The sequence below is a fragment of the Rathayibacter sp. VKM Ac-2760 genome, from assembly GCF_009834185.1.
In the GTDB taxonomy this organism is placed as follows: domain Bacteria; phylum Actinomycetota; class Actinomycetes; order Actinomycetales; family Microbacteriaceae; genus Rathayibacter.
The window spans coordinates 2,033,008-2,048,763 of the sequence record NZ_CP047173.1; the positions used below are offsets into that span (position 1 = coordinate 2,033,008).

Consider the following 15,756-nt stretch of genomic DNA (forward strand, 5'->3'; position numbering starts at 1 on the left):
CCTCACCTAATCCTTGGAGAACTGCATGTCGAGCACTGCCTGGCGCCGTCCGCTGGCCGCCACCACCACGATCGTCGCGGTCTCCCTCCTCACCGCCTGCTCGGCAGCGGGCGGAGGCGCCGAGCAGACCCGGCAGGTCGACACCGTCCGCGGCGCGGTCGAGGTGCCGTCCGCCATCGACTCCGTGGTCGTGCTCGAGGGCCGCCGCGACACCGACATCGTGCTCGCGCTCGAGCTCCCCCTCGTCGGCTTCCCCGCCCGCGACGCCGCCGACGGCTACGAGCTCCGCGGCCCGCTGGCCGACGCGATCGACGCGGCGACGGCCGACGGCGCGGAGGAGCTCTTCCTGGTCGACGAGATCAACCTCGAGAGCATCGCGGAGAAGGCGCCGAGCCTGATCGTCTCGCGCAGCACCGAGATCGAGCCCATCGCGGCCGAGCTCGAGGCGATCGCCCCCGTCGTCGCGATCGGCAACCAGGACGAGACCACCTGGCAGGAGGACATCCTCACCGTCGGCGCCGCGACCGGCACCGAGGAGCTCGCCCAGGAGTGGATCGACCGCTACGACGCACGCGTCGCCGAGCTGAAGACGGCCTTCGCCGAGGAGATCGCGGCGACCCCGGTCGTCCCCTTCGAGTTCGACGACGAGGGCAGCGACGTCGGGGGGCAGCGCCTCGAGTCGCTCGTGCTCGAGGACCTCGGCGCGACCCCGTCGGCCGCCTTCGCCTCGGCGCTCGCGAGCGGCGAGACCGTCGAGTTCAGCTATGAGCAGACCCTGTCCGCATACCAGGACGCGGGCGGCATCTACGTCTTCGTCACCAGCGCGGACTGGTGGGCCGAACTGCAGGCCACGGACCTCTGGCAGGAGCTCCCCGCCGTCGCGGCCGGCGACGTCGTGCGCGGAGACCGCCTCACCCACGACGGCGGGCCGATCACGGCCATGCGGATCCTCGACCAGCTCGAGGAGCTCTACGCGGGCCTCGCAGCCGAGTGACCGCCGCCCGCCCCTCGTCGACCCGGGCGCGCCCGGAGCCCGCCGCCCCCTCCCGCCGGGTGCACGGCCGCGCCCGGCGGGTCGCCTGGTCGCTCGCCGCCGTCGCCGCCGTCCTCGGCGTGCTGGTCGCGGGGACCCTGATCGGGAGCCTGCCGCTGAGCTCGACGGCCGTCGTCGACGCGCTCTCGGGGCGCGGTGACGTCGAGGCGCGGACGATCCTCTTCGACCAGCGGATCCCCCGGACCGTCCTGGCCGCGGCGGGCGGCGCGGCGCTGGCGATGGCCGGAGTGGTCATCCAGGCGCACACCCGCAATCCGCTCGCCGACCCCGGCCTGCTCGGCATCTCGGCGGGCGCCTCGCTGCTCGTGGTCGTCGCCATCGCCTTCCTCGGCGCCACGACGCCGGTCGACTTCGTCTGGTTCGCCCTCCTCGGCGCCGCCGCAGCCACGACGCTGGTCGCGGCCCTCGGCCGGCTCGCGGGCTCGCGCCGAGACTCCTCCCCCGCGACCCTCGTGCTCGCCGGCTCGGCGGTCGCGGCGGTGCTCAGCGCCGTCACCGGCGTGATCCTGCTCACCAGCTCCTCGACCCTCGACCTGTTCCGCTTCTTCACGGTCGGCTCGCTCAGCGGCGAGCACGATCTCGCCGCCCTTCTCCCCGGCTTCGTCTGCATCGCCGTCGGCGCGGTGCTCGCGCTCGCGCAGGCGCCCACCCTCGACGCACTCGCGCTGGGCGACGACCTGGTCACCGCCCTCGGGCGGAACGTCGTGCGCGCGCGACTCGTCGGCCTCGTCAGCGTGACCCTCCTCACGGCGGGAGCCGTCATCTGCTGCGGCGCGATCGGCTTCGTCGGGCTCGTCGTGCCGCACCTCGTCCGCCTGCTGGTCGGCCGCACGCACTCCTGGCTGCTCCCGATGAGCGCGGCGATCGGCGCGGTGGCGGTCGTCGCGGCAGACGTCGCCGGTCGCGTCGTCGCCCGCCCCACCGAGGTGCCCGTCGGCGTCGTCGTCGCCCTGCTCGGCGCCCCGGTCTTCCTGGCCATCGTCGTCTCGTTCCGATCGCGCACCCGATGAGCGCGGCGCGACAGCCGACGGCGATCCGCTCGCTCCGCCTCGGCGGCCTCAGCACCCGAGTCCGGCCCCGCCGGCTCGGGGTGGCGATCGCGGCGACGGCGGCGGCCGCGCTGATCGCGATCCTGTCCCTCGGCACGGGCGACTACACCCTGTCCCCCGCGGAGGTCGCCGCCGCCCTCCTCGGCCACGGCGACCGGCGGGACCTGCTCGTCGTCCAGGTGGTGCGCCTGCCGCGCATCCTGACCGGCCTCGCCGTCGGCGCCGCCCTCGCGATCGCGGGTGCCATCACGCTGACGACCGCCCGGAACACCCTCGCCACCCCCGACCTCCTCGGGGTGACCGGCGGAGCGAGCGCCGGCGCCGTCGCGGTGATCACGCTCGGCGGCACCGCGTCCGCCTCGGGGGTCCTCCGCGAGATCGGCGTGCCGACCGCCGCGCTGGGCGGCGCTCTCGTCGCCAGCGCGCTCGTCGTGCTGCTGACGGGGCGCACCCGGCTCACCGGGATCCGCCCGCTGCTCGTCGGGCTCGGCGTCACCGCGTTCTTCACCGGAGTGATCAACCTGCTGCTCATCGTCGCCCCGATCAAGGACGCCGCGCGTGCGAACGTCTGGCTCACCGGATCGCTCAACCAGCGGTCGTGGCCCGAGTTCTGGCCGGTCGTCACCGCCCTGGCCGTCGGCGTGATCATCCTCGTCCCCCTCGCCCACCGGCTCGGCGCGCTGCACCTCGGCCCCGACGTCGCCCGGGCGCTCGGCACCGCGCCGGGTCCCACCGCGCTCGTGCTGCTCGTCGTCGCCGGGGCGCTCACCGCAGTGTCCGCCGCGGCGGTCGGCCCCCTCGGCTTCGTCGCGCTCGTCGCCCCGCACGCCGCCCGTCTCGCGACCGGCGCCTCGCATCCGCCCCTCGCCGCCTCGGCCGCCGTCGGCGCGCTCTTCGTGGCGGCGAGCGACCTCGTCGCGAGGACCGCCTTCGCGCCGATCACCCTCCCGGCGGGGGCCGTCGTCGCGATCGTCGGCGGCCCGGTGCTCGCCGCACTCCTGATCACCCGCTTCGGACGGAGAGCCTGAATGCCCACGAACCCCGCCCTGGCGGCCGAGAGCCTCACCGTGCGCTTCGGCCGCTCGCCGCGCCCGGCGCTCGACTCGGTCGACGTCGCCCTCGAGCCGGGGACGATGACCGCCGTCGTCGGCCCGAACGGATCCGGCAAGTCGACGCTCCTCCGCAGCCTCGGCCGCCTCGAGAGCCCCACCTCGGGCGCCGTGCTGGTCGACGGCTCCCCGATCGGATCCGTGCACCCGCGGGCCCTGGCGCGCGAGGTCGGGATCCTGCCGCAGGCCCCCGCCACCCCCGAGGGCATGTCGGTGCTCGACCTCGTCGCCCGCGGCCGGGACCCGCACCGCCGCTGGTACGACCAGTGGTCGACCGCCGACGAGGAGGTCGTGCTCGCCGCCCTCGACCGGACCGGCCTCCCCGAGCTCGCCGACGCGCACCTCGACGAGCTGTCCGGCGGCCAGCGCCAGCGCGCATGGATCGCGATGGCGCTCGCCCAGGAGCCGCGCACCCTCCTCCTCGACGAGCCCACCACCTACCTCGACATCGCGCACCAGCTCGACGTGCTCGACCTCCTCGCCCGCATCAATCACGAGCAGGGCACCACGATGGCGCTCGTCCTGCACGACCTCAGCCTCGCCGCGCGCTGCTGCGACCGGCTCCTCGTCCTCAGCGACGGCACCGTCGTCGCGGACGGCCCACCCGCCGAGGTGCTGACCGTCGACCTTCTCCGCGAGGTCTTCGAGATCGAGGCGCAGATCCTCGCCGACGCGACGACGGGACGACCGGTGGTGCTGCCGATCCGGCGAACCGAGGGCTAGGCGACGCCGGCTGCGAGCTGAGATCCGCACCCGGCCATCCGTCTCGCCTCGAGATGGTCAGGGACCGGCGCGCCACCGGACCGGGACCGCCAGTCGGCGTCGCTCGGGGGGTGCGTCCTTCCGTCCGAGGCGGTCGATCAGCAGAGAGGCCGCGGCTCGTCCGAGCTCTTCGCCGTCGACGTCGACCGCGGGAACCCCGATCAGGCCGAGTGCGTCGACGATGGAGCGCTCGGAGCTCACGACGAGTCCTGCCGGCACGCCACCCGACGACAGCAGCGCGTACTGCACCCCGAGCCCGAGGGCGGTCGCGTACGGCACCACGGCTGTCGCTCCGGAGCCGCGCACCGCGGCCGCGGCGCCCACCCCTGCCGCGAAAGTGGCCGGGAAGGGACCCAGCACCGTCAGCTCCGCTCCCCCGCGCCGCGCTGACTCGCGGACCGCGGCCGTGCGCTGCCGGTCCTGCCACGACCCGTCGGGGCCGCCGATGTAGAGCACGCGCTCGTGACCGTCGGCTGTGAAGCGCTCGACGAGCGCGCCGAACGCCGAGGCGGTGTCGGCGACGACGGAGGTGATCCCGTCGACCTCGCGGTCGACCAGCACGGTCGGCTTCTGCGATCCCGCGGAGAGCAGCAGCTCGTCGCTGCCGCGCGGCGCGACCACGATGAAGCCGTCGACCTGGCGCGAGAGGCGGTCGAACGCCTCGAGCTCGCGCACCGCCTCGAGGGGGTGCACAGCCACGGTCAGTTGCAGGCCGTCCTCGTCGGCGCGGCGCTGCGCTCCCCCGATGATCGGGGTGAAGAAAGCGTTGTCGAGAGTGGGCACGACCAGCGCGACGACGCCGGTGCGGCCGCGGGCCAGCTGGCGGGCGGCGGAGTTGGGGATGAAACCGAGCTTCGCCGCGGCGCTGAGCACCCGCGCGGCCGTGTCGGGAGAGACGACTTCGGGGCGGGAGAGTGTGCGCGACGCGGTCGCCTTGGACACGCCGGCGAGGGCGGCGACGTCGGCGAGCGTGGCCATGGATCCCCCTTCGGCTCTCCCGTGATCATAGAGCGCCGACTGCAACCGCTCGCATTCCTGATGGGCGATGACGTGCAACGCCCGAAACACAGTGTTCACATGCGCGAATCACGCCCGGTACCCTCACCGGTCTATCGTCGATGCAACCGGTTACATTCACCCCGCGGCCTCCTGCGCCGCTCGACGCGTCCGATCGGAGGTACTCGTGAGGTCGAGGACCGCTCCCCTCCTGCTCCTGCCCGGGCTGGGCTTCCTGCTGCTCTTCTTCGTCGTCCCCTCTCTGGTGATGCTCTTCGCGCCTCCCGGCACGGGTTCCCTCGAGGTCATAGCCCGCGTCGGCGAGATGCTCACCGACCCCTACGAGCTGCGCATCATCGGCCGCACGGTCGGCATCGGGCTCGTGGTCACGCTGATCTGCGTCGTCCTCGGCTTCCCGATCGCCTACCTGCTGGCGCGCTCCTCATCCCGCTGGTCCGGCGTCCTGCTGGCCCTCGCGATCTTCCCGCTGCTGCTCAGCAACGTCGTGCGCACCTTCGGCTGGCTCGTCGTGCTCGGCTCGAACGGCGCGATCGGCCAGCTGCTCGTAGGCCTGGGCATCGTGTCCGAGGCGCCGCAGCTGCTCTACACGGAGCTCGCGATCGTGCTGGGCCTGACGCAGCTCTTCCTGCCGCTCGCGATCATCTCCTGCTACTCCGCCGTCTCGCAGGTGGACGCCGGCCTCGACGACGCTGCCCGCGGACTGGGCGCGAGCCCCACCCGCACTTTCTGGGACGTGGTCGTCCCGCTCTCGCTGCCCGGAGTGGTCGTCGCGGCGACGCTGGTCTTCGCCGGCTCGGTCACCGCGTACACGACGCCCTACCTGCTCGGAGGGTCGAGCCAGCGGATGCTGAGCACCCAGCTGTTCTCCTTCTCCAGCGTCACGATCGACTGGGCCGGAGCCTCCGCCACGGCGATCGTCATGACGGTCCTGGTCTTCCTGGTCTCCGGACTCTCGTCCCTCGTCGCCCGGAAGGGAGCCGTCTCGTGAGGACCCGCCGCCCCGTCGCCGCGTCGCTCGCGGTCGCCGGCTACGTGATCATGATCGTGCCGATCCTGTTCGTCGTCGCCACGGCCTTCACTGCCGGCTCGACGCTCCGCTTCCCGCCGGAGGGCTTCTCGTTCCGCTGGTTCGGCGAGGCGCTCTCGTACGACCCGTTCCTGGAGTCGCTGGCGACCAGCGCGCAGCTCGCCGTGCTCTCGACGGCGATCGCCCTGCTCATCGGCATCCCCGCCACCCTGGCGATCTACCGCGGCAGGATCCCCGGCCGCTCGCTCATCGAGGGACTCTTCCTCTCGCCGCTGATCGTTCCCGAGCTCGTCGTCGGCCTGGCGCTGTTCCAGCAGCTCGTCGTCACGCTCGACGTCGACAACGCGGCCGTACTGCTGATCGGGCACACGGCGCTCCTGCTCCCCTACGCGGTCCGCGTGACCGGCGCCTCGCTCGCCACCAGCGATCCCGCGCTCGAGGAGGCCGCGCGAGGACTCGGGGCCGGTCCTCTGCGCACCTTCTTCACGGTCACGCTCCCGGTCCTGCGCCCGGGCGTCTTCTCGGCCGCGCTGCTCGGGTTCGTGACCTCGTTCAACAACGTCCCGCTGTCGCTGCTCCTGCAGAGCCGCGACGCCAGGACCCTGCCCGTGACGATGCTCGACTACGTCCAGCAGAGCTACGACCCGATGGTCGCAGCCACGTCCACCCTCATCCTCGCGGCGACCGTCGTCATCGCGATCATCGCCGAGCGCAGCGTCGGCTTCGCACAGATCTTCGGAGGCATCAACCGATGAGCGCAGCAGCGGAATTCGTCGACGTCAGTCAGGTCTTCGGTGACTTCACCGCGGTCGACGGAATCGACCTGGCGATCCCGGCTGGGAAGCTGACCACCCTTCTCGGGCCCAGCGGATGCGGCAAGACCACATCGCTGCGGATGCTCGCGGGCTATTCCACGCCGACCTCCGGCCAGATCTTGATCGACGGCGTCGACAGCACCCGGCTCGCCCCCGAGAAGCGCGGGCTGGGCATGGTATTCCAGTCGTACGCGCTGTTCCCGCACCTGAGCGTCGCCGAGAACGTGGGCTACGGCCTCAAGCTGCGCGGCCTCGGACGCGCCGAGCGGGCGCAGCGGGTGACGGAGAGCCTCGAGATGGTCGGGCTCGCGCACCTCGCGGCCAGCCGGCCGCGGCGCCTTTCGGGCGGTCAGCAGCAGCGCGTGGCCCTCGCCCGCGCCATCGCGATCCGCCCGCGGCTGCTCTTGCTCGACGAACCGCTGTCGAACCTCGATGCGCGGCTCCGCGTGCAGATGCGCTCCGAGATCCGCCGCATCCAGTCCGAGACGGGCCTGACCGTCGTGCTGGTCACCCACGACCAGGACGAGGCGCTCGAGATGAGCGACGAGATGGTGCTCATGCGCGCCGGGCGCATCATGCAGCAGGGTGCTCCGGCCGCGGTCTTCGGCGCTCCGGCGAACCGCTTCGTCGCCGACTTCCTCGGCTACGAGAACTTCCTCGGCCTCGCCGACGGGTCGCTCGCGACCGTGCGGCCGGAGCACCTCGCGGTGACGAGCAGCGCGGCCACCGGCTCGTCTGCCCTGTCGCTGCCCGCGGTCGTCGTCGATGTCGCGTACCGAGGGGTCGACGTGCTCGTGACGGTCGAGGCGACGGACCCCGCCGGCGATCGGGTGCGGCTCGTGTCAGACGTGCGCGCCGACTCCGCCGCACGCGTCGCGCCCGGTGACCCCGTGATCGTCTCGGCCGCGGCTTCGCAGATCGTCGCCATCGCCCGCGACTGAGCGCGGCTCCTCCCGCCCCACCCCTCCTCCGAAGCCTCCCCTCCCCCGCAGCTCCCCTCCCCAGATCCCCTCGAAAGGAACCGCCATGTCCCGCATCACTCCCCGGCGCGCCATCACCCTCACCGCCGGCGCCGTCATCGGCGCACTCGCTCTCGCCGGCTGCTCCGGCGGCTCCGACTCCGGCAGCGCGGAGGGCGCCTCCGGCACCCTCGTCGTCAGCACCTTCCCCTTCGGGGTCGAGCAGTTCCAGGAGGCGGTCATCGACCCGTTCACCGAGGCGACCGGCATCGAGGTCGAGGTCGAGACCGGCTCCAACTCCGACCGGCTGTCGCAGCTGCAGCTCGCGGGCGGCGACGACCCCGGCGTCGACGTGATGCTCATCAGCGACTACTACGCCGCGCTCGGCCAGGAGGACGACCTCTTCGAGCAGGTCGACGCGGACGCCGTCCCCGCGATCGCCGACATCGCCGACTTCGCGAAGGAGGACGTCTACCTCGGTCCGGCCTACAGCTACCAGCTCAACGGCACGCTCTACTCCACCGACGCCTTCTCGGCCGAGCAGGCCGCCGACTGGGAGCTCTACGGCGAGACCGCGAACGCCGGCCGCGTCGCGCTGCCCGACATCTCGGTCACCGCAGGCCAGCTGATGATCAGCGGAGTCGCGGCCACCTACGGCGACGGCCCCTACGACATCGACACGGCGCTCGACACCCTCTCCGGCTGGGCGCCCGGCGTGCTGCAGTTCTACAGCTCCTCCACCGAGGTCACGAACCTGCTGACCCAGGGTGAGATCACCGCCGCCGACGCCCTCAGCGGTTTCGCCACCGACCTCGTCGCCTCGGGCGAGCCGATCGGCTGGACTCCGCCCGCCACCGGCCGCTACATGGCGACCAACCGCGCGATGATCCCCGCTGGAGCCGCGAACACCGACGCCGCGGAGCAGTTCATCGACTACCTGCTCTCCGTCGAAGCGCAGACCTCCTCCGCCGAGATCGTGGGCGACCTGCCGGTGAACCTCGCCGCTCAGGTCCCGGAGTCGATCACCGCCGTCGTCGGCGACATCGCCGCCGACCCCACCGCCGCCGGCTACGAGACCCTCGACCCCACCGAGCTCGTCCCCACCCGCTCGGACTGGGTCGACCGCTTCGCCCGCGAGGTCACCGCCCAGTAGGCGGTGCGTCCGGGCGCGGACGCCGTGTCGCGCCCGGACACCCTCCCTCCCCGCACCACCCGCACCATCCGGAGAGATCGCCATGAGCACCGAGACCGCCCCCACGACCGCCTCCGTCCCCGACGAGTGGATCCGTCGGATCCCCAAGGTCGACCTGCACTGCCACCTGATCGGCACCGTGCGCGCGAGCACGTTCGCCGAGCTCGCCCGCCGGGAGGGCCTCGCGCTGCCCGCCGACCCGGAGCGGATCTTCGCCGACATCAACTCCCTCCCGCCCGACCCGGCTCTCTACCGCGACACCGTCGTCCCGGTGCCGCAGGACCGCTCGGCGGGCGAGCCCGACGTCTCCTACTCCCTCTTCCAGGTCTCGGAGTGGGTCGTGCAGGTGCTCCGCTCGGCGGAGGACCTCACCCGGATCGTCTACGAGGCCTTCGAGGACGCGCACCACCGCAGCGGCACGCGCCATCTCGAGCTCTTCTTCGACGGCGTGCCCGAGCATCTCGCGGGGCTCGGGTACCGCGGCAGCATCGAGGCCTACGCCGACGGCATCCGCGCCGCCGAGCGCGACTTCGTCATGACCGGGCGGATGATCGCCGGCATCGACCGCAGCCGCAGCGGGGAGGAAGCCCTCGCCCTCGTGCAGCAGGTCGTCGACTCCCCGCACGAGTACGTCGCCGGCATCGGCCTCGACAACCTCGAGACCGCCGGGCCGCCCGAGCGCTTCGCCGAGGCGTACGCGCTCGCCGGCCGGGCGGGACTGGGCCGCACCGCGCACTCCTCCGAGCACGCGCCCACCGCCGCGAACACGATCACCTGCCTGGACCTGCTGGGATGCGACCGCATCGACCACGGCTACTTCGTGCTCGAGGATCCGGCGGTCGTCGAGCGGATGCGCGAGGACGGCGTCGTCTTCACCGTCGCGTCGACAACCTCCCGCCGTTCCTGGCGCCCGTGGCGCCGCGCCTCCATCCGCGCGATGCTCGACGCCGGTCTGCGCGTCACTCCCTGCTCGGACGACCCGGGCATGTTCCCGACCACCCTCGCCGACGAGTACCGCATCGCCGCCGGTCCGATCGGGGCGACGCCCGCGCAACTGCGTGCAATGGCACTGACGGGAGTCGACGCGTCGTGGCTGCCTGCGGCGGAGAAGGCTCGACTGCACGAGGACTTCACGACCGAACTCGACGCTCTCGACACCGAGTTCGGTCTCGAGTCGACGGATGCACGTCTCCAGGACGCATCGGAAGCCGCGGACTGATTTCATCGCGATCCCGCACGCGCAGACCGCGAGCATTCACCACCCGGGTCTCGTCGTCGCCCGATTCGACGGACCGATCGAGTGGGAGACCCTCGACGACCAGCCGATTCGGATGGCGATCGCCCTGCTCGTCCCTGTCGAGAAGGGCGGCACGACCCATCTCCGGCTGCTCTCGGGCATCGCCCGCTCTTTGATGGACGACAGCGTTCGTCGCGACCTCCTCGCCGCTGAGGATCCGGCTGCCGTCGTGGACCTCCTCAGCAGCACGCTCGACCTCTGAGGGCACGGGTCGGCGGACGGACCAGCACATCGAGGGCTTCGCGTGATTCGATCAGGCGGTAGGCCTCCGCGATGTCCGCGAGCGGCCGTTCGCGGTCGACCACGTGTCCCGGCCCCCTGCTTCCGGTCAGGACCTGCAGCAGGACCTGCTCGATCAGCGCGACGTCCGATGCCGTTCGATCGCGAGTCGCCTCCCGAGAAGAGGGCTGCGCGCGATGTGCTGCCGGACGGGCTCGTTGTCGGAGGTCTAGTGGCAGTAGTTGTCCAGCGGCATCACGCCGCGATCCTCGACCTCGCGCATGGGGCTCGGACGACACTCGTTCCGGAAGGGCATGGCCGCGGCGCCGGCCCGGCTGGGGTGCCCCCGCGGAACACCTCACAGCGGAGCCTTCCGCCCCGGTCGCGGGTGGGGTTTCGTAGAAGGCCTCGGCAGCGGCGCTGGACGCGGACGTCTCCTCGTCGCCGGCGGAGTCGCGGGGAGCCTCAGCGACTCGTGGCCGGACCGCGGGATGCTCACCGGTTCCGTCATCGGCGGGATCGGCCCGACGACCTGATGCCTGCACCGCACGTGCGCCATGACCGCCGTCTGACCCCTGATATCGGAAAGGTCTTCTATGACTTCGTGGACTCCCCCGCTGCTCGACGCCGTCGCCGGCGCTGACGAGCTGCGCATCGGCCCGCTGCTTTCATCCAGGTCCGCGCACGTCCCCATCTGGGTGGTGCGGGTCGACAACGCTCTCTACGTGCGCTCCTTCCGCGGTGCCGACGCGCGCTGGTACCGCCGTGTCACCTCTCGAGGCGCGGCAACAGCCGTCTCCGCAGGCCTCGCCTTCGATGTCGACATCCACCCGGTCGGCGAAGAGCTGCGAGACCGAATAGACGCCGCCTATCGTGAGAAGTACGGCCGTTACGGCGCCGCCTACCTCACCCCGATGACGGCCAAGGCCGCCGTCGACACCACTCTCCGCCTCACTCCCCGCTGACGAGAGCCGATCCGAGGTCCGCGAGACGAGCGACGGGTGAGCCGCGTTCAGGCGCCGCGCGCGATCCGGGGAAGAGCTCCGGCCCACTCGCGCGCCAGAGCATCGAGCGAGAGGTCGAGCGCTGCCGCGAACGCTGCCACGGTTCCGAAGGCCGGGCTCGGGAGGCGGCCGGTCTCGATCTTGCGGAGGGTCTCGGGCGAGAGCCCGGCCTGCGCGGCGACCTCGTTCAACGTGCGGGCACCGCGGGCGCGCCGAAGTGACTCGCCGAGCCGGCGGCCGGCCTCGAGCTGCTCGGGAGTGAGGGGTGCGCGGACCATCACGGCGGGCTCCTTCGGGTAGGCGATCGGAGTGGTATTTTCATACCGAAAACGGTATTATTATACCGAAATGATCGAGCTGCACACTCCCGCCGAGATCGACGAGATGCGCGCGGCGGGCGCCTTCGTCCGCGACACTCTCGCCTCTCTCTCGGCCCGCGCCGAGGTCGGCATGAACCTGCTCGAGATCGAGCAGGCCGCACGCCGGGCCGTCGAGGAGCGCGGAGCCGTCTCGTGCTACTGGGACTACGCGCCGTCGTTCGGCAACGGCCCGTTCCGCAACGTGATCTGCACCTCCGTGAACGACGCCGCGCAGCACGGGCTCCCGCACGACTACCGGCTGCGAGACGGCGACGTGCTGAGCCTGGACTTCGCCGTCTCGGTCGACGGCTGGGTGGCCGATGCGGCGGTGACCACGATCGTGGGGCGGGCCGAGCGGAGCGACGTGGAGCTGATCCGCTCGACCCGCGACGCCCTCGCGGCCGGCATCGCCGCCGCCGTGCCGGGCAACCGCGTCGGCGACCTGTCGGCCGCGATCGGCGCGGTCGCCGCCTCCGCGGGCTACCCGGTGAACCTCGAGTTCGGCGGGCACAGCGTGGGCCGGACGATGCACGGCGACCTGCACATCCCCAACGACGGACGCGCGGGCCGCGGCTACCGCCTGCGCGCCGGGATGGTGATGGCGCTGGAGCCTTGGTGGGCGAGAACGACATCAGCCGTCCGGATGGACCCGGACGGCTGGACGGTGCGTTCGGCCGATGGGAGCCGTGCGGCACACACGGAGCACACGCTCGCGATCACGGAGGACGGGCCACTCGTACTGACGGCATGACGTGCCGGCTGGTGTCCCGCCCGTGCTCGGCTGACGGGGAACGACGAATGCCCTGCCGAGTACGGCAGGGCATTCGATGTGTGGGCTTACGGGCGGATCAGCACCTTCAGAGCCTCGCGGGAGTCCATCAGACGGTAGGCCTCCGCGATCTCGGCGAGCGGCATCTCACGGTCGAACACGCGCCCGGGCTCGATGGTTCCGTCGAGGACCTGCGGGAGGACCTGCTCGATGTACGCGCGGACGGTGGCGGGGCCGCCGGTGAGCGTGGCGTTCTTGCCGAAGAGCGACAGGAAGCCGACGGCTGCGTCCTCGTACTGCGGGACGCCGACGCGGCTGATGGTGCCGCCGGGGCGGACGACTCGGTAGGCCTGCTCGTAGGCGGGCATGTGGCCGACGGCCTCGAGGACGACGTGCGATCCCTCGCCATCGGTGATCTCCATCACCTTCGCGACCCCCTCGTCGCCGCGCTCAGCGACGACGTGGGTGGCACCGAACTCGCGACCGAGGTCGGTGCGGGCCGTGTGCCGGCCCATCAAGATGATCCTCTCGGCGCCGAGCTGCTTCGCCGCGAGGACGGCGGACAGCCCGACTGCACCGTCACCGATGACCGTGACGGTCTTGCCGGGCCCGACATCGCCGCGCAGGGCGGCGTGATAGCCGGTGAGGTAGACGTCGGACAGCGTCAGCAGGCTCGGCATGAGCGACTCGTCGGTCCCTGCCGGGATCACGACGGCGGTTCCGTCGGCCTGCGGGACGATGAGCTTCTCCGCCTGGGTCGCGGAGGGGGCACCGTCGAAGAACCCGCCGTGGACGCAGGAGGTGGTGATGCCGTCGCGGCAGAAGGGACAGGTCCCGTCCGACCACGCGAAGGGCACGATGACAGTGTCGCCGACGGAGAGGGTCGTGACGTCGTCACCGATCTGCTCGACGACTCCGATGGCCTCGTGGCCCATCCGGCGACCCTCGGGGGTGTCGCCGAGGTCGTGGTACGGGTGGAGGTCGGAGCCGCAGACGCAGGCGTAGGTCACTCGGATCAGGGCCTCGGTCGGCTGCTGGATGACGGGGTCCGGGACCTCTTCGACACGGACGTCGCCGGCGCCGTACATGACAGTGGCTTTCATGGTGTTCCTTTCAGGAGGGGGGTCAGTCGGTGACGCGCTCGTAGGACACGCGCCAGGTCTCGGCAGGGTCGGTAGGGGTGAGGACGAGAGTGTCGTCCGTCACCTCGAAGCTGCGGGTCAGGGTCTGTCCGATCAGGTCGCGCACGGCAGCCGATTCGACGTCGACCGAGAACGTGTCCTCGTCGTCGTCGATGGTCGCGGGGCCGTAGAACGCCTCGTAGCCGTTGATCGTGTACGGACCGTCGGAAGCTGCCGTATCGGGGTTCATCGCCTGCACCGAGACGGTCGAGGGGGTGATGACGATCTGGCCGCTGTACGGGATGGACTGGAACTCACCAGTTGCGCTGTCCTCGAGCGACGTCATCGACCAGGTTCCGACCAGGGAGTCGGAGTCGGCCGAGGCGATGCTCTCGGTGGGGTCCTGTTCGGCTGAGCCGGCGCTGGTGGAACAGGCGGTGAGGGTGGCCAGGAGGCCGGCGGCCAGGGCTGGGGCGATCAGTCTTCGGGTGGTCACGAAGCGTCCTCTCGGGTTCGTCGGGGCGGGTCTGAACGACCGTAAGCCGCGTGGGTGAGGCGCAAGGAGGGTCGGTCAGGGCCCCTCTGCACAGTCGTGGAGCGGCTCAGCGGACGCGGGTCCAGGTGCCGTGCAGCTGAATGAACTGCCCGCCGATGACGGAGCTGGCCATGCAGGCGCCGTCGGTGTAGTCCTCGATGTGGGTCACGTGATCGCCGGAGTCGGGTTCGGTCCAGCGGACGACGTAGAGGCCGTCGCGGACCTGGGTGGCGGTGTACTCCATCGTCTCGGTGCGCCCCTTGATGGCTCCGCCGGTGACGGTGAAGGTGACGTGGGTCTCGGTGAAGCTGATCTCCACAGTGAAGTGCCCGAGCGGGGTGTCGGGGCCGAGGTCGGCGAGCCAGGTCTGGCCGATGCTGGGGAGTTGTGCGGTGCTGTTCATGTGGTGCTCTTCTTTCTCGGAGGTGGTGTTGTGCAGTGGGGTCGGGTTCGGTGGAGGGCGGGGTCGGTCAGAATTCGAGGATCAGGCGCCCGCGAAGGCCGCCGCGCTCGAGGCGGGCATGCGCACCGGCGGCCTCCGTGTCGGGGAGGACGGCGGCGATGCGGATGCTGAGGGCGCCGGACCCGGCGAGGCCGGCCAGCTTCGAGATGGCGTCGTGGCGGAGATTCGAGCTCATGACGTACGAGCCGAAGACGGAGATCCCGCGCCCGGGATCGACCTCCGTGGGGAGGTAGAAGGCGATCTGGCCGCCGTCGCGGACGGCACATGTGACCTGGTCGGTCAGGATCGCGGCGTCGGCGAGTGCGTCCGCTCCGCGACCGCCGGTGGCGGCGAGCACGCCGTCGCTGAAGTCGGTGTGGCGGTCGATGACGTGCGCGGCGCCGAACCCGCGGACCAGGGCCTCGTCGGCTCCGGACGCCGCGACGATGACGGTGAGACCGCGTCGCGCGGCGAGCTCGACGAGGTAGCCGCCGACGGCGCCGGTCGCACCGGTGACCGCGAGCACGTCGCCGGGCGAGAGAGCGAGGTGCTCGAGCGTGATCTCAGCGGTGAGGGCGTTGGACAGGAACGCCGCGGCCTGCGGGAAGTCCAGCGCCGCCGGCATCTTCGCCACCGAGGCGCTCGGCAGGACGACGTACTCGCTGTACCCGCCGTGGCTGCCCTCCGGTACGACGAAGCCGATCGCCGCGTCACCCACACTCACGTCGGCTTCGGCAGGCTGGCTCGGCCCTACCTCGTCGATGACGCCGGAGACGTCCATCCCGGGGACGACGGGCTCGGCGATAGTGCCGTCCTTTCCGGCGAAGCCGCCGGAGCGGATGATGGCATCGACCGGGTTCACGGCGGCCGATCGGACTCGGATCCGGACTTCGCCGGGGCCGGCGTGCGGCTCGGGGATCTCCAGGACCTGCAGGACCTCGGGGCTGCCGTAAGCGGTCAGACCGATGGCTTTCACGGTGTGTACTCCTTTTCGTCATGGTGACTTCGTCGTGGTGACGTCGTGAT

At 71.7% G+C, this 15,756-nt stretch carries 18 protein-coding genes; 12 read left to right on the top strand and 6 right to left on the bottom strand.

Features of this window, described 5'->3' with window-relative positions:
- The first annotated feature begins 25 nt into the window (after nt 1-25).
- From GSU72_RS09235 to GSU72_RS09250, 4 genes are read left to right on the top strand one after another with little or no spacing between them, the layout of a single operon-like run.
- Entirely contained in the window at nt 26-994 is a 969-nt protein-coding gene (locus tag GSU72_RS09235; RefSeq protein WP_159984749.1) for an ABC transporter substrate-binding protein, read from the top strand.
- Nucleotides 991-2,064 (top strand): iron ABC transporter permease, encoded by a 1,074-nt coding sequence (locus GSU72_RS09240; RefSeq protein WP_208545170.1) that lies wholly within the window; start codon nt 991-993, stop codon nt 2,062-2,064. The genes GSU72_RS09235 and GSU72_RS09240 overlap by 4 nt, the downstream gene beginning before the upstream one ends.
- A complete protein-coding gene (locus GSU72_RS09245; protein ID WP_159984750.1) occupies nt 2,061-3,131 on the top strand; it encodes an iron ABC transporter permease in 1,071 nt (356 codons plus the stop codon). The genes GSU72_RS09240 and GSU72_RS09245 overlap by 4 nt, the downstream gene beginning before the upstream one ends.
- Nucleotides 3,132-3,935, top strand: coding sequence for an ABC transporter ATP-binding protein (locus GSU72_RS09250; protein WP_159984751.1), 804 nt, complete (start codon nt 3,132-3,134; stop codon nt 3,933-3,935).
- A gap of 57 nt (nt 3,936-3,992) precedes the next feature.
- Here the strand turns inward: GSU72_RS09250 and GSU72_RS09255 are convergent, their stop codons facing one another.
- Nucleotides 3,993-4,952 (bottom strand): LacI family DNA-binding transcriptional regulator, encoded by a 960-nt coding sequence (locus tag GSU72_RS09255; protein ID WP_159984752.1) that lies wholly within the window; start codon nt 4,950-4,952, stop codon nt 3,993-3,995.
- Nucleotides 4,953-5,157: 205 nt separating this feature from the next.
- Between GSU72_RS09255 and GSU72_RS09260 the strand changes: the two genes are divergently transcribed.
- The 7 genes from GSU72_RS09260 (at nt 5,158) to GSU72_RS09290 (ending at nt 11,465) form a co-directional block, all read left to right on the top strand.
- Entirely contained in the window at nt 5,158-5,979 is an 822-nt protein-coding gene (locus tag GSU72_RS09260; RefSeq protein ID WP_159984753.1) for an ABC transporter permease, read from the top strand.
- Nucleotides 5,976-6,773: an ABC transporter permease gene (locus GSU72_RS09265; RefSeq protein WP_159984754.1), complete on the top strand. Its 798-nt coding sequence runs from the start codon at nt 5,976-5,978 to the stop codon at nt 6,771-6,773. The genes GSU72_RS09260 and GSU72_RS09265 overlap by 4 nt, the downstream gene beginning before the upstream one ends.
- Nucleotides 6,770-7,774: an ABC transporter ATP-binding protein gene (locus GSU72_RS09270; RefSeq protein WP_159984755.1), complete on the top strand. Its 1,005-nt coding sequence runs from the start codon at nt 6,770-6,772 to the stop codon at nt 7,772-7,774. Before GSU72_RS09265 ends, GSU72_RS09270 begins: the two co-directional genes overlap by 4 nt.
- Before the next feature lie 85 nt (nt 7,775-7,859).
- A complete protein-coding gene (locus tag GSU72_RS09275) occupies nt 7,860-8,945 on the top strand; it encodes an extracellular solute-binding protein (protein ID WP_159984756.1) in 1,086 nt (361 codons plus the stop codon).
- Between the two features lie 82 nt (nt 8,946-9,027).
- Nucleotides 9,028-10,203, top strand: a complete 1,176-nt coding sequence (locus GSU72_RS09280; protein WP_244256058.1) for a hypothetical protein — start codon at nt 9,028-9,030, stop codon at nt 10,201-10,203.
- Entirely contained in the window at nt 10,166-10,483 is a 318-nt protein-coding gene (locus tag GSU72_RS09285) for a PTS sugar transporter subunit IIA (protein ID WP_159984757.1), read from the top strand. Before GSU72_RS09280 ends, GSU72_RS09285 begins: the two co-directional genes overlap by 38 nt.
- Before the next feature lie 613 nt (nt 10,484-11,096).
- Nucleotides 11,097-11,465, top strand: coding sequence for a DUF2255 family protein (locus GSU72_RS09290; RefSeq protein WP_159984758.1), 369 nt, complete (start codon nt 11,097-11,099; stop codon nt 11,463-11,465).
- Between the two features lie 47 nt (nt 11,466-11,512).
- Here GSU72_RS09290 and GSU72_RS09295 read toward each other — a convergent pair whose 3' ends face one another.
- Nucleotides 11,513-11,782, bottom strand: coding sequence for a helix-turn-helix transcriptional regulator (locus GSU72_RS09295; RefSeq protein ID WP_159984759.1), 270 nt, complete (start codon nt 11,780-11,782; stop codon nt 11,513-11,515).
- A gap of 70 nt (nt 11,783-11,852) precedes the next feature.
- Here GSU72_RS09295 and map point away from each other — a divergent pair, with 70 nt between their 5' ends.
- A complete protein-coding gene (gene map / locus GSU72_RS09300; protein WP_159984760.1) occupies nt 11,853-12,614 on the top strand; it encodes a type I methionyl aminopeptidase in 762 nt (253 codons plus the stop codon).
- A gap of 86 nt (nt 12,615-12,700) precedes the next feature.
- Here map and GSU72_RS09305 read toward each other — a convergent pair whose 3' ends face one another.
- The 4 genes from GSU72_RS09305 to GSU72_RS09320 form a co-directional block, all read right to left on the bottom strand.
- Nucleotides 12,701-13,735 carry an alcohol dehydrogenase catalytic domain-containing protein gene (locus GSU72_RS09305; RefSeq protein WP_185020462.1) on the bottom strand — a complete coding sequence of 345 codons (1,035 nt, stop codon included), beginning with the start codon at nt 13,733-13,735 and terminating at the stop codon, nt 12,701-12,703.
- Between the two features lie 22 nt (nt 13,736-13,757).
- Complete coding sequence (locus GSU72_RS09310) at nt 13,758-14,249, bottom strand: lipocalin-like domain-containing protein (protein WP_208545171.1); 492 nt, start codon at nt 14,247-14,249, stop codon at nt 13,758-13,760.
- A gap of 106 nt (nt 14,250-14,355) precedes the next feature.
- Complete coding sequence (locus tag GSU72_RS09315) at nt 14,356-14,691, bottom strand: MoaF N-terminal domain-containing protein (protein WP_159984761.1); 336 nt, start codon at nt 14,689-14,691, stop codon at nt 14,356-14,358.
- A 67-nt stretch (nt 14,692-14,758) separates the two neighbouring features.
- Entirely contained in the window at nt 14,759-15,706 is a 948-nt protein-coding gene (locus GSU72_RS09320) for an NADP-dependent oxidoreductase (RefSeq protein WP_159984762.1), read from the bottom strand.
- Nucleotides 15,707-15,756: the final 50 nt, after the last annotated feature.